This is a genomic window from Chromobacterium sp. INPA-IVC (assembly GCF_059047085.1).
Genome location: NZ_JBTNLS010000003.1, coordinates 179651 through 191847, shown reverse-complemented (window position 1 = coordinate 191847; position 12197 = coordinate 179651). Strand labels below are relative to the sequence as shown.

Annotated in this window: 12 protein-coding genes; 6 read left to right on the top strand and 6 right to left on the bottom strand. The window is 67.2% G+C overall.

Annotated elements, in window-relative coordinates:
- Nucleotides 1–4 precede the first annotated feature (4 nt).
- The 5 genes from phnK to phnG are packed head-to-tail and all read right to left on the bottom strand — an operon-like array spanning nucleotide 5 to nucleotide 3706.
- Nucleotides 5–778 carry a phosphonate C-P lyase system protein PhnK gene (gene phnK, locus ACX17K_RS06300; RefSeq protein WP_493774141.1) on the bottom strand — a complete coding sequence of 258 codons (774 nt, stop codon included), beginning with the start codon at nucleotides 776–778 and terminating at the stop codon, nucleotides 5–7.
- Nucleotides 775–1617 (bottom strand): alpha-D-ribose 1-methylphosphonate 5-phosphate C-P-lyase PhnJ, encoded by an 843-nt coding sequence (locus ACX17K_RS06295; RefSeq protein ID WP_493774140.1) that lies wholly within the window; start codon nucleotides 1615–1617, stop codon nucleotides 775–777. Before ACX17K_RS06295 ends, phnK begins: the two co-directional genes overlap by 4 nt.
- Entirely contained in the window at nucleotides 1610–2695 is a 1086-nt protein-coding gene (locus ACX17K_RS06290) for a carbon-phosphorus lyase complex subunit (RefSeq protein ID WP_493774139.1), read from the bottom strand. Before ACX17K_RS06290 ends, ACX17K_RS06295 begins: the two co-directional genes overlap by 8 nt.
- A gap of 1 nt (nucleotide 2696) precedes the next feature.
- A complete protein-coding gene (gene phnH / locus ACX17K_RS06285; protein WP_493774138.1) occupies nucleotides 2697–3269 on the bottom strand; it encodes a phosphonate C-P lyase system protein PhnH in 573 nt (190 codons plus the stop codon).
- Between the two features lie 2 nt (nucleotides 3270–3271).
- The gene (phnG, locus tag ACX17K_RS06280; RefSeq protein WP_493774137.1) at nucleotides 3272–3706 is read right to left on the bottom strand and encodes a phosphonate C-P lyase system protein PhnG; all 435 of its coding nucleotides are present in this window, start codon (nucleotides 3704–3706) and stop codon (nucleotides 3272–3274) included.
- Nucleotides 3707–4189: 483 nt separating this feature from the next.
- Between phnG and phnF the strand changes: the two genes are divergently transcribed.
- Genes phnF through phnN form a run of 3 tightly spaced genes read left to right on the top strand, consistent with a single transcriptional unit; the run spans nucleotide 4190 to nucleotide 6151 of the window.
- A complete protein-coding gene (gene phnF, locus ACX17K_RS06275; RefSeq protein WP_493774136.1) occupies nucleotides 4190–4912 on the top strand; it encodes a phosphonate metabolism transcriptional regulator PhnF in 723 nt (240 codons plus the stop codon).
- A complete protein-coding gene (locus ACX17K_RS06270; RefSeq protein ID WP_493774135.1) occupies nucleotides 4909–5607 on the top strand; it encodes a DUF1045 domain-containing protein in 699 nt (232 codons plus the stop codon). The genes phnF and ACX17K_RS06270 overlap by 4 nt, the downstream gene beginning before the upstream one ends.
- Complete coding sequence (gene phnN / locus ACX17K_RS06265) at nucleotides 5597–6151, top strand: phosphonate metabolism protein/1,5-bisphosphokinase (PRPP-forming) PhnN (RefSeq protein WP_031296974.1); 555 nt, start codon at nucleotides 5597–5599, stop codon at nucleotides 6149–6151. Before ACX17K_RS06270 ends, phnN begins: the two co-directional genes overlap by 11 nt.
- A gap of 55 nt (nucleotides 6152–6206) precedes the next feature.
- Here the strand turns inward: phnN and ACX17K_RS06260 are convergent, their stop codons facing one another.
- Complete coding sequence (locus ACX17K_RS06260; protein ID WP_493774134.1) at nucleotides 6207–7811, bottom strand: diguanylate cyclase domain-containing protein; 1605 nt, start codon at nucleotides 7809–7811, stop codon at nucleotides 6207–6209.
- A gap of 360 nt (nucleotides 7812–8171) precedes the next feature.
- Here ACX17K_RS06260 and ACX17K_RS06255 point away from each other — a divergent pair, with 360 nt between their 5' ends.
- The 3 genes from ACX17K_RS06255 to ACX17K_RS06245 all read left to right on the top strand — a co-directional run bounded on the left by ACX17K_RS06255 (nucleotide 8172) and on the right by ACX17K_RS06245 (nucleotide 12060).
- Nucleotides 8172–9194, top strand: coding sequence for a putative 2-aminoethylphosphonate ABC transporter substrate-binding protein (locus ACX17K_RS06255; protein WP_493774133.1), 1023 nt, complete (start codon nucleotides 8172–8174; stop codon nucleotides 9192–9194).
- Between the two features lie 74 nt (nucleotides 9195–9268).
- Nucleotides 9269–10369 carry a putative 2-aminoethylphosphonate ABC transporter ATP-binding protein gene (locus ACX17K_RS06250; RefSeq protein WP_493774132.1) on the top strand — a complete coding sequence of 367 codons (1101 nt, stop codon included), beginning with the start codon at nucleotides 9269–9271 and terminating at the stop codon, nucleotides 10367–10369.
- A complete protein-coding gene (locus ACX17K_RS06245) occupies nucleotides 10363–12060 on the top strand; it encodes a putative 2-aminoethylphosphonate ABC transporter permease subunit (RefSeq protein WP_493774131.1) in 1698 nt (565 codons plus the stop codon). Before ACX17K_RS06250 ends, ACX17K_RS06245 begins: the two co-directional genes overlap by 7 nt.
- Nucleotides 12061–12197 lie beyond the last annotated feature (137 nt).

The window sequence follows — 12197 nt, the reverse complement described above, 5'->3', positions numbered from 1 at the left end:
GATTTCAGGCCTGCAGGATGGAGGACACCAGCAACTGGCTGTACGGGTGTTGCGGGTCGTCGAGTATCTGGTCGGTTAGGCCGGCTTCCACCACGAGCCCCTTCTGCATTACCAGCGTGCGCTGCGCCAGCAGCCGCGCCACGCCCAGATCATGCGTTACCATGATGACGGCGATGCCGGCGTCGCGCACCAGGCGGCGGGTCAGGTCGAGAAAGCGCGCCTGCACCGACACGTCCAGGCCGCCGGTGGGCTCGTCCATGAACACCAGCCGCGGCTGCGTCACCAGATTGCGGGCGATCTGCAGCCGCTGCTGCATGCCGCCGGAGAAGGCCGACGGCTTGTCGTCCAGCCGCGCGCGGTCTATCTCCACTTTTTCCAGCCAGTCGCCGGCGGTCTGCCGCAGCCGGCCGTAGTGGCGCTGGCCCAGCGCCATCAGCCGCTCGCTGACGTTGGCGCCGGCGGAGACGCCCATGCGCAGGCCGTCGCAGGCGTGCTGGGTGACGAAGCCCCATTCGCTGCGTGCCAGGCGGCGGCGCTCGGCCTCCGGCAGGCAGGTCAGCTCGTGCGCCGCGCCGTCGCGGTCGGCGAAGCGCACGCTGCCGGCGTCGGCGGCCAGGCGGCCGGCCAGGGTGGACAGCAGCGTCGATTTGCCGGAGCCGGATTCGCCGACGATGCACAGCACCTCGCCCGGATACAGCTCGAAATTGACGCCGAAGCAGCCCTGGCCGTTGCCGTAGTCCTTGCTGAGTCCGTTTACGCTAAGGATGGGCGCCATCATGCTTGTTTCTCCCGCTGGCAATAGTCGGTATCCGAGCAGACGAACATCCGGCTGCCGGCGTCGTCGGTGACGATTTCGTCGAGGTAGCTCACGCGCGAGCCGCACAGCGCGCAGCCTTGCTCCCAGGTTTGGGCTGTAAACGGATGGTCGTCGAAGGCCAGGCTTTCCACCTTGGTGTAGGGAGGGATCGCGTACAGGCGCTTCTCGCGGCCGGCGCCGAACAATAGCAGCGCCGGGCTCATGTCCAGCTTGGGGTTGTCGAATTTCGGAATCGGCGACGGCGAGGCCAGATATCGGTCGTTCACCATTACCGGGTAGTCGTAGCTGGTGGCGATGTGGCCAAAGCGGGCGATGTCCTCGTACAGCTTGACGTGCATTAGCCCGTATTCCTGGTGCGCGTGCAGCTTGCGCGTTTCCACCTCGCTGGCTTCCAGCGTGCGCAGCGGCTCCGGCTCCGGCACCTGGAAAATCATGATCTGGCCGGGCACCAGCGGCGTTTCCGGGATGCGGTGCCGGGTCTGGATCAGCGTCGCGTCGGCGGTGGCTGTGGTGGTGGCGACGCCGGCCACGCGGCCGAAGAAGCGGCGAATGTTGACGGCGTTGGTGGTGTCGTCGGCGCCCTGGTCTATCACTTTCAGCACGTCGTCGCGGCCGATCACGCTGGCGGTCACCTGGATGCCGCCGGTGCCCCAGCCGTAGGGCAGCGGCATTTCGCGACTGCCGAACGGCACCTGGTAGCCGGGAATCGCCACCGCCTTGAGCAGCGAGCGGCGCAGCATGCGCTTGGTGTTCTCGTCGAGGAAACCGAAGTTGTAGCGGTCGTTGCGGGAGTCAGTCATCGGCCTTCTCCTGGTCGGCGGCGGCGCGCAGTTGGCGGATCAGCGCCAGCTCGGCCTGGAAATCCACGTAATGCGGCAATTTCAGGTGCTGGACGAAGCCGGAGGCTTCGACATTGTCGCTGTGATACAGCACGAATTCGCCTTGCTGCGCCGGCGCGTGGGCGGTTTCGCCCAGCTCGCCGGCGCGCAGGCTGCGGTCCACCAGCGCCATCGCCATCGCCTTGCGCTCGGCCTCGCCGAAGCTCAGGCCGTAGCCGCGGGTGAATTGCGGCGGCGCGGTCTTGCTGCCGGCGAACTGGTTGATCATCTGGCATTCGGTCAGCGTGATCTCGCCGATGTCTATCTCGAAGCCCAGTTCTTCCGGGCAGACCATCACGCTGACTTCGCCCATGCGGATTTCGCCGGCGAAGGGGTGGCTCTCGGCGTAGCCGCGCTGGGTGGAGTAGGCCAGGCCAAGCAGCCAGCCTTCGTCGCCGCGGGCCAGGTTCTGCAGCCGCGCCGGGCGGCCGGCGGGGAACATCAGCGGCTCGCGGGTCAGGTCCACCGGCTCCGGATCGCCCTCGGGCGGCAGGTCGGCTTCGATCAAGCCTTCGCGGTCCAGCAGCTGCAGCACGCCGGGCAGCGTGTCCGGCAGCGGCGCGGCGGCCTGCTCCAGTTCGCTCTTTGGCGCGGCTTCCGTCAGACCGAAGTCCAGCAGGCGCTGGGTGTAATCGGCGGTGGGGCCGAGTATCTGTCCGCCCGGCACGTCCTTGAAGGTGCCGGACACGCGGCGGCGCACCCGCATCGCCGCGGTGTTAAGCGGCAGCGTCTGGCCGAAGCGCGGCAGCGTGGTGCGGAAGGCGCGCAGCAGGAACACGGCTTCGATGCTGTCGCCGCTGGCTTGTTTCAGCGCCAACGCGGCCAGCTCTTCGTCGTACAGCGAGCCTTCCTGCATCACACGGGCCACGGCCAGGCGCAGTTGCTGGCGGATTTGGGCGATGCTCAGTTCCGGGACTGCCTCGTCGCCGCGGCGCGCGGCGGCCAGCAAGTCCCAGGAGCGGGCGATGGCGGTTTCCCCGCCTTTCACGGCTACATACATCTCAACCCTCCCGGATGCGGACGCTGCGCGGCAGGCCGGCGATGTGGGTATCGGAAATCAGCACGGCATCCACGCCCAGCGGGAAGCGGGCATGATTGTCTTGCCATGCTTTCCAGAAGCCTGCGGACAGGCCGGCGGCGCCGAAGCGGCGCGGCGCGGCGAAGCCGGGGCCGCTGCCTTCGACCTGATCCGCGCCGAAACCATCCACTTCGATCAACAGCGTGGCCGAGCGGTCCGGATATTCGGCGCTGCCGGCTTTCAAACTCATCAAATCCGGCAGCGGCATGCCGGCGGCGATCACGATGAAGTCGGCTTCTTCCGCCTGATCGGCCACGCGCATGCCGGTGTGGAAGCGCAGGCTGGCGATGGTTTCGTCCGGCAGCGCCGGCAGCCAGACGCGCACATCCTGGTCGGCCAGCGTGTAGAGCAGGGCGGCGGTGGCGGCCTGCAACCCGGGCAAGACCGGCGGCAGCACCGGCAGCGCGCGCGGCGACAAGGGTTCGGCCATCGAGCTCAATACGGCGCGGAAAGTCTGTTGGGAATCGTCCACCGGATGGGCAAAAGCGCTGCGCATGGTCATTCCCCCCGCACCATGGTGAAGAATTCGACCTTGCTGGCGGCGGCTTCGCGCGAACGGGCGGCGCGGCGCTCGGCCAGCTCCGCTTCCAGCGGCACAATCCACGCCAGCATCAGCTCGCCGTGGCGGGCAGGGTCTTGCAGCAACGCGTCGGCCTGGGCGATCAGCTCGGCGTGGCGGCCGTCGCCGCCGCGCACCCAGCCGTGGCCGACATGGCCGTCTATCTCGCAGCTGGCGCGGCTGACGCTGATCTCGCCGAGGTTGAAACGGGCGCCGGCGCCGCCGCTGCGGCCTTGCAGCATCATCAGGCCGGTTTCGGCGCGGCGCAGCCAGCGCGGCGCGGCGGGCAGAGCCGGCGGCAGCAGGGCCAGCAGCCGTTCGATGGGGCTGTTGGCCAGCGCGGAAAGCCAGCGCTGTCGGGTGGAGGTGTCCATCGTGTGCCTCATGGTTCAAGAAAGATTCATATAAACGTATAGACGTATGCATGATAATGGCGGGCATCGAAGGACAAACAGCACGCGGCGATGAAGGTTTTGTGACGTTTTCAAGGCGGGCACAGACGATTGCTTTAGCGCTGCGGTGATCAACATGTTTTTTGAATCCGCTGCGCGGATGATGCTTTTCATAGCCGGGGCTGCCCGGCGGGCAGGGAGGGGATATTTGTGTGGCCAAATATCCCCTCCACCCCTAAAAGCCACCCTGCAAGCCTGGCCTGCGGCTTCCCGTCGGGTCCCGCCAGGCCCGAGGCGCGGCTGAACTCGCGATTTGCTAACGTCAAATCGCTCAAACAGGCAGCCGCTTAAAACCTCGGGCCTGCCACCCGACGCAGGCTTGAAGGGATCTGGGCGCGTCGGCCCCGTGTTTGCTATTTGCAGATCCAGGCGAAAACGTCGTTTAAGAAACGCGAAAGGATAGGAATGATAGAGAGAGGCTCCGGCATCGCCGTGTGGCGGCAGATAGAGGAGGCATTGGCGGCCGACATCGCCGGCGGCGCATTGCAGGCGGGCCAGCAGCTGCCCACCGAGCTGCAGCTGGCGGACCGTTTCGGCGTCAACCGCCACACCATACGCCGCGCGGTGGCCACGCTGGTGGAGCGCGGCCTGCTGCGGGTGGAACAGGGGCGCGGCACTTTCGTGCAGGACAATGCGATCGACTACGCGATCAGCAAGCGCACGCGCTTCTCGCAGAACATGGCGCGGCAGAACCTCAGCTCGGACATCGACATCCTGAACAGCGATACTGTGCCGGCCAACGCCGAGCTGGCGGAATTGCTGCAGGTGGTCGCGGGCGACACGTTGTACCGCATCAAGACCCTGAGCAAGGTAGAGGGACGGGTGGTGGATTACGCGACCATGTTCTTTCCCGCTTCCCGGTTCCCAGGCTTGCCGGAAGCGTATCTGAGGCATCGCTCGGTGACGCGCGCGCTGGCCGAGTGCGGCGTGGCCGACTACACCCGCCGCTTCACCCGCGTCACCGCCCGGCTGCCGGACGCGGAGACGGTCGATTATCTGGGCATTCCCAAGAACCGTCCTGTGCTGCATGTGAAGTCGCTGAACGTCGACGCGGCCGGCGCGCCGGTGCAGTACGGCGTCACCTGCTTCAACGGCGACCTGGTGCAATTGGTGATGGAGCAGGAATGACGCGCTACGCGATTTATTATGCGCCCAGGCCGGACAGCGAGCTGTGGCGCGCCGGCTGCCGCTGGCTGGGGAGAGATGCCTTGAGCGGCGGCGCCCTGACTCAGCCTGAGGTGCCAGGCATCGGGGCGGAGGGCCTGGCCGGCTTGACCGGCGAAGCCGCCCGCTACGGCTGGCACGCCACCTTGAAGGCGCCGTTCGTTTTGCGGCCGGACCTGGATGAGGACGCGCTGTTGCGGCGGACCGCCGGGCTGGCGGCGGCGTTCCAGCCATTCGCGCTGAATCTGGAGGTGGGCTGGCTGGATGACTTTCTCGCGCTGCGGCCGGCTACGCCGCTGCCGCGGCTGGACGAGCTGGCCGCCGCCTGCGTGGCGGCGCTGGAGCCGCTGGCGGACCGGAGCGGCCCGGCCAAGTCCAGGCCGGGACTGAGTCCGCGGCAAGAGGAGCTGTGCCGGCGCTGGGGCTACCCATATGTGTTCGAGCAGTTCCGTTTCCACCTGACGCTTTCCAGCAGCCTGGCGCGCGGATCGCAAACGGCCGCCGCGCTGGAGGCGGGCGCCAGGCGGCATTTCTCCGGCCTAGCCGCCACGGCCGAGATCGAGGGCGTCGCGCTGTTCGTCGAGCGGACGCCGGGCGAGCCGTTCCGCTACCTGGCCCACTGCGGTTTTGACGGAGTGGTGGCGCGCCATGACTGTTGAGTCCGGAATCCTGTGGTATGTGATCGGCCCGTCCGGCGCCGGCAAGGACAGCCTGCTCGCTTACGCGCGCGGCCGCTTGCCGGCCGAGTCCGGCGTGATGTTCGCCCATCGCTACATCACCAGGCCGGCGGACGCCGGCGGCGAGAACCACGTGGCGCTGAGCGCCGAGGAGTTCGACGCTCGCGAGCGGCGCGGCTGTTTCGCGCTGGCCTGGAGGCGGCATGGCCTGGCTTACGGGCTGGGCGTGGAAACGGCGATGTGGCTTGAGCAGGGGCTGGATGTGGTGGTCAATGGCTCGCGCGCGATGTTGCCGCGCGCCGCCGAGCGTTTCGCCACGTTGAGGCCGCTGTGGATCACCGCCAGCCCCGAGGTGTTGGCCGCGCGATTGGCTGGCCGCGGACGGGAGTCGGCGGAGGCGATCGCGCGCCGGCTGGGCGAGTCGGCCGGTTTCGCGCCGCCGCCCGGCTGCGTCGAGCTGGTGAACGACGGCCGCCTGGAGGATGCCGGCGAGCGTCTGCTGGCTTTGCTGGCGAAAGCCGGCTGACTGTTTTCCGCCGGCGAGCGGACCGCTGCCGTTGCTCGCGCGAAGCTGGCTGCTTCTAGAGCGTGATGGTGGCGCTGCCGCTGCTGCCGGTTTTCTTGACGCGGTACATCGCCTGGTCTGCCGCTTGCAGCAGGCTGTCCGGGTTGCTGTAGCCGTCGCCGATGGCGATGCCGATGGAGATGCCCAGCTGGCACGAGGTGCCGGAGACCAGGAAGGGCGTGTCGAAGGCCTCCAGGCATTTGTCGGCCACGGTGCGGGCGATGTCTTCGGCCTTGTCGTCCAGATCGCTCAACAACAGCACGAATTCGTCCCCGCCTATCCGGGCCAGGGTGTCGCTCTGCCGCACGGTGCCGGACAGGCGCTGCGCGGCCTGCCACAGCACCTTGTCGCCGGCTTTGTGGCCCAGGGTGTCGTTGATCATCTTGAAACTGTCCAGATCCATGAACAGCAGCGCCAGCCGGGTCTCCCGGCGCTGGGCCTGGGCCAGCGCCACGTGCAGCCGGTCGGACAGCAGCAAGCGGTTGGGCAGGCCGGTCAGCGAGTCGTGGTGCGCCATCTGCGCCAGCTCCGTCTGCTTGTCTTCCAGCTTGCGCAGCAGGCGGTTGAAGGAGGCGATCAGATAGCCCACTTCATCCTTGCGGTGTATCGGCAGGGGCTCCAGCGGCAACTCGCCCCGCGTCATGCGGTCGGCGTGGCGCGCGGCGCGGAACAGCGGGCGCAGCACGATGTACATGCCGCCGCAGGCCAGCAGCGAGAACACGACGAAGGCGATCAAAGCCTGGCGCAGCGTGAAGCTTTGCACCCGGGCGACCGTGGCGAAGGCGTCGCGGCCGGGCAGCTTGGCCACCACTAGCCAGCCGGTGCTGGGCACCTGCACGATGGCGCGGACCTCCTCCTCCCCTTGCGGCGTGGCCGCCACCGCCGCGCCGCGATAGCCGGCCATCGCCTGGTCGTGCAGCGGGTCGCGCCCGGGTTCCGGCGTTGGTTGCAGCGTCAGCTCGCTTTGAGAGGCGGTGATGATCTGATGGTCGCGCGGGGAAATCAGCAGGAAGCTGTCGCGATGGTCGCCAATCCGGGATTGCTGCAGCAAGTCGAGGAAACCCGGCGCGGCGATGGCGGTGACGCCGACCAGCACCGCCGGCACTTCGCCGCTCACCTGCACCGGAGCCGACATCGGCAGCACCGGCACGCCCGAACTGCGGCCGGTTATCGCCTTGCCGATGTAGAGCCGGCCTTGCAGGGATTGCCGGATGTAGTCGCGGTCGCCGTAGTTGACCTGAATCCGGTGCGGCACCTCCGGATAATCGGCGATCACGCGGCCGTCCGGACGCACCACGAACAAGCCGATGGAGAACAGCGGCTGGTACTGGTAACGCTCCTTCAGCCAGGCGCGCAGGGCGTCAGGCTGGTCCAGCAGCTCGGGAGGCAGCGCGGTGGCCAGGCGGGACAGCAAGGCTTTGCGCTGCTTGATCTTGTCGTCGATGTCGTGGGCGACGTAGCCAGCCAGCGCCAGCTGCTGCTCGGAGACGACCTGGCCCAGGTCCTGCCGCAGAAAGGAGCCCAGCGCGTAGTAACGCGACAGCACGCCGAAGATCATGATGGCCAGGGACAGCGCCAGCAGGCGGATGATGATGCTGTCCGACAGACGTTTGGACTTCATGTCTGCTCCGCTTTGTTCGCTCGGATTCCGCCCGGACCCAGGCTGCCGCTTTCCTCGCGCAGGGTCAACCATCGCTCCTTTTCGGGGATGCGGGGCGAAGCGCCATTTCCTGAGAGCGGCATGCCTGCTGCGCCATATGGCCTTGCGGGGTCGTATTCATCTGTCGTCGCCTGTGTCCAGTCCTCACTATAGATAAGAGCCGCGGGGCTTTCCGCCCGCATAGGTCTAGCGCGGCAAGACAAGCTTCATGCCGAGTTCACCGGCCTGTCATCGCCGGCGCTTATCGTTGCGCTGTTTTGTTTCAATCAGTCCGATGTGTAAATAGATTTGTCTATACGTCTAAACCAAGGAGCATCGTCGATGAAAAAGCAGATGGCTGTCGCGGCCGCCCTGGCCGTATCCGGGCTGCTGTCCCCGCTGGCGCAGGCCAAGACCACGCTGACTGTCTACACCGCGCTGGAGGCGGACCAGGTGAAGGATTACAAGGAGGCGTTCGAGAAGGCCAATCCGGACATCGACATCCGCTGGGTGCGCGAATCCACCGGCGTGATCACCGCCCGGCTGCTGTCGGAGAAAAACCATCCCCAGGCCGACGCCGTGTGGGGCCTGGCCGCCACCAGCCTGATGATCCTGGACCAGCAGGGCATGCTGCAGGGCTATGCGCCCAAGGGCGTGGAGAAGCTGAGCCCGCAGTTCGTCGACAAGGCCAAGCCGCCGAAATGGACCGGCATGGACGTATGGGCCGCCACCATCTGTTTCAACACCGTCGAAGCGGCGAAAAAGAATCTGCCCAAGCCGGAAAGCTGGGCCGATTTGACCAAGCCTGTCTACAAGGGCCAGATCGTGATGCCGCATCCGGCCTCGTCCGGCACCGGCTATCTGGACGTGTCGGCCTGGCTGCAGACCATGGGCGAGAAGAAGGGCTGGGATTACATGGACAAGCTGCACGCCAATATGGCGCAGTACGTCCATTCCGGCTCCAAGCCCTGCAAGATGGCCGCCGCCGGCGAGTATCCGATCGGCATCTCGTTTGAATACCGCGGCGCGCAGCTGAAGGAGAAGGGCGCGCCGATCGACCTGATCTACCCGAAGGAAGGTCTGGGCTGGGATCTGGAAGCCACCGCCATCATCAAGGGCACCAAGAACCTGGAAGCCGCCAGGAAGCTGGCCGACTTCTCGGTGAGCCTGCCGGCGATGAAGCTGTACGAGCAGAACTACGCGGTGCTGGCGATGCCGGGCGTGGCCAAGCAGAACCCCTTCATCCCGGTCGACTACTCGCAGCGGCTGTCCAAGAACAACTTCGGCTGGGCCGCCAAAAACCGCGACGCCATCCTGAAGGAATGGTCGCGCCGCTATGAAAGCAAGGCCGCGCCGAAAGAATAAGCGGCCGCCTAGCAGCCGCCCCCGTGCCGGGGGCGGCTTGTTTTACGCACTGTCTCAGGTCACTGGAGCACCCGATGAAACCGGTCGATAGCTTGTCCGGCTTGTCCGAGCATTTATCCGTTCATGCGCTCAGCCGCCGTTTCGGCGCCTTCACCGCTTTGGACCAAGCCTCGCTTTCCATCCGCAAGGGCGAGTTTGTCTGCCTGCTTGGCCCATCCGGCTGCGGCAAGACCACGTTGTTGCGGCTGATCGCCGGGCTGGACTTGCCGGATGCCGGCGCGATCCACCTGTCCGGCCGCGACATCACCCGCGCGGCGCCGGCCAAGCGCGACTACGGCATCGTGTTCCAGAGTTACGCGCTGTTTCCCAACTTGACCGTGGCCGACAACATCGCCTACGGCCTGACACCACGCCGCGACAAGGCCGGCCATGCCCGCCGGGTGCGCGAGCTGCTGGACATCGTCGGCCTGCCGGGTTCGGAAGGAAAATACCCGTCGCAGCTGTCCGGCGGCCAGCAGCAGCGGGTGGCGCTGGCGCGCGCGCTGGCCACCTCGCCCGGCCTGTTGCTGCTGGATGAGCCGTTGTCGGCGCTGGACGCGCGGGTGCGCGACAAGTTGCGCGATGAGCTTAAGGGCCTGCAGCGGCGGCTGGGCGTCACCACGCTGATGGTGACCCACGATCAGGAAGAAGCCTTGTCCATCGCCGACCGGGTGGTGGTGATGAACGCCGGCCGGATCGAGCAGATCGGCACGCCGGCCGAGATCTACCGCAGCCCGGCCAGCCGTTTCGTCGCCGAATTCGTCGGCGACGCCAACTGGCTGCCGGCGGAGCGCCGCGGCGGTCGTGAGGCGGCGGTTGGCGGCTGCGCGCTGAGCCTGACCTGGGATCTGCCCGATGCCATGGCCTTGACGCTGTTCATCCGGCCGGAGGACGTCATCGTCAAGCCGCGCTGGGAGCCGGCGGCCAACACTTTGCTGGCGCGGGTGGAGGATGTGTCTTTCGGCGGCGCGATGACGCGGCTGCGCTTGCGCCCGGAAGGCATGCCCGGCCTGATCCTGCGCGCCGAAGTATGTCCGTCGATGCTGAACCGCCAGCCGCTGGTGCCGGGCGAGATCGTGCCGGTGGAGTTGCCGGCCGCGCAGTTGCGCGCCTATCCGGGAGAAACGGCATGCTGAGCCTGGCGCGACGATGGCTGCCCGCCGCCCTGAGCTTGGATGGCGAACGCCTGGCCGGCGCCGCGCTGGCCTGGGCGCTGCTGGGATGCCTGGCGCTGGCGCTGGGCCTGCCGCTGTTGTTCATTCTCGGCAAATCGGTGCTGACCATGGACGGCGATTTCGCCGGACTCGACAATTTCACCGAGGTGCTGGCTTCGCCCGGCCTGATGCGCGCCGCCGGCAACAGCTTGCTGCTGGCCTTGACGGTGTCGGCGCTGGTGGTGCCGTCGGCTTTCCTCTTCGCCTGGGCGCTGTGCCGCAGCCGGGCGCCGGGCAGGGGGATGTTCCGCCAGATCGCGCTGTTGCCGCTATTGGCGCCTTCGCTGCTGCCTGCCATCTCGCTGGTTTACCTGTTCGGCAACCAGGGCCTGTTGAAAGGCTGGCTGGGCGGCGGGTCCATTTACGGCTTCTGGGGCATGGTCGCCGGCGAGGCGTTCTATGCTTTCCCTTACGCGTTCATGCTGCTTTCCACTTCCTTGTCCGTCGCCGACGCCCGCTTGTACGAGGCGGCGCGGGCGATGGGCGCCGGCGCGTGGCGGCGTTTCGCCACCATCACGCTGCCTGGCGCGCGTTACGGCCTGGCGTCGTCGGCGCTGCTGGTGTTCACGTTGGTGCTTACCGACTTCGGCGTGCCCAAGGTGGTGGGCGGGAATTGCAATGTGCTGGCGGTGGAGGCGTTCAAGCAGGTGGTGGGGCAGCAGAATTTTCCGCGCGGCGCGGTGGTGGGCCTGATGCTGCTGTTGCCAGCCGTGCTGTCCTGCTTCATCGAGCGGGCGATGTCGCGCCGCCAGCGCGCGGCCTTGTCCGCGCGGTCCACGCCGTTCGCGCCCTCTAGAGCCCCGGCGCGGGACGCGGCCGCGTTCGCCCTGCTGGCGGCGATGTCGATTCCTCTGCTGGGGCTGATGGGCGTCGGCGTGGCGGCTTCCTTCATCAAGTATTGGCCGTATGACCTGAGCCTGACGCTGGCGCACTACCGTTTCGACCAAGTGGACGGCGGCGGCTGGGACGCGTATTTCAACAGCCTGGAAATGGCCGCGGCCACCGCGGCGATCGGCGCGACGCTGGCTTTCCTGGGCGCCTATTGCTGCGAGAAGCTGCCGGCCGCGCCTCTGGCGAAGGGCGCGCTGCGGCTGTTCGCGATGCTGCCGATGGCGGTGCCCGGCCTGGTGCTGGGCCTGGGCTATGTGTTCTTCTTCAACCACCCTGACAATCCGCTCAACGGTTTGTATGGCGGCCTGGCGTTGATGACGGCCTGCACTGTCGTCCACTTCTACACCACCGCCCATCTGACCATCGCCACCGCGCTCAAGCAAATGGATGGCGAGTTCGAAGCCGTGGCCGCCGCGTTGAAAGTGCCGTTCTGGATCACGCTGCGCCGAGTGACGCTGCCCGTCTGCCTGCCGGCGCTGCTGGACGTGTCGCGCTTCCTGTTCGTGTCGGCGATGACCACGCTGTCGGCGCTGGTGTTCATCGCCGGACCGGAGCGCAGCCTGGCGGCGGTGGCCATCGTGACCATGGACGACGCCGGCGACACCGCTGCCGCCGCCGCGATGGCGACGCTGATCGTGCTCAGCTCGGCGCTGGCCTCGCTGGCGGCGTCGCTGCTGGCGCGGCGGCTGGTGGGGCGCGGCCAGCCGTGGCGTCCGCGCTGACGGTTCACGCCGGCATGGCGCGGGCGTTCATGGGCAAGAGGGGAATACGGCGTATTACTTAAGCGGTCTGCAATCGCTTTGCCTTGGTTTGATGACGGACTATATCTGGAAGGCATGTCATCGCCGGCCCCGCCAGG

Excerpts from the sequence above, each read along its gene's own strand:
- phnK (WP_493774141.1), bottom strand. The coding sequence starts at position 778 with ATGATGGCGCCCATCCTTAGCGTAAACGGACTCAGCAAGGACTACGGC.
- ACX17K_RS06295 (WP_493774140.1), bottom strand. The coding sequence starts at position 1,617 with ATGACTGACTCCCGCAACGACCGCTACAACTTCGGTTTCCTCGACGAG.
- ACX17K_RS06290 (WP_493774139.1), bottom strand. The coding sequence starts at position 2,695 with ATGTATGTAGCCGTGAAAGGCGGGGAAACCGCCATCGCCCGCTCCTGG.
- phnH (WP_493774138.1), bottom strand. The coding sequence starts at position 3,269 with ATGCGCAGCGCTTTTGCCCATCCGGTGGACGATTCCCAACAGACTTTC.
- phnG (WP_493774137.1), bottom strand. The coding sequence starts at position 3,706 with ATGGACACCTCCACCCGACAGCGCTGGCTTTCCGCGCTGGCCAACAGC.
- phnF (WP_493774136.1), top strand. The coding sequence starts at position 4,190 with ATGATAGAGAGAGGCTCCGGCATCGCCGTGTGGCGGCAGATAGAGGAG.
- ACX17K_RS06270 (WP_493774135.1), top strand. The coding sequence starts at position 4,909 with ATGACGCGCTACGCGATTTATTATGCGCCCAGGCCGGACAGCGAGCTG.
- phnN (WP_031296974.1), top strand. The coding sequence starts at position 5,597 with ATGACTGTTGAGTCCGGAATCCTGTGGTATGTGATCGGCCCGTCCGGC.
- ACX17K_RS06260 (WP_493774134.1), bottom strand. The coding sequence starts at position 7,811 with ATGAAGTCCAAACGTCTGTCGGACAGCATCATCATCCGCCTGCTGGCG.
- ACX17K_RS06255 (WP_493774133.1), top strand. The coding sequence starts at position 8,172 with ATGAAAAAGCAGATGGCTGTCGCGGCCGCCCTGGCCGTATCCGGGCTG.
- ACX17K_RS06250 (WP_493774132.1), top strand. The coding sequence starts at position 9,269 with ATGAAACCGGTCGATAGCTTGTCCGGCTTGTCCGAGCATTTATCCGTT.
- ACX17K_RS06245 (WP_493774131.1), top strand. The coding sequence starts at position 10,363 with ATGCTGAGCCTGGCGCGACGATGGCTGCCCGCCGCCCTGAGCTTGGAT.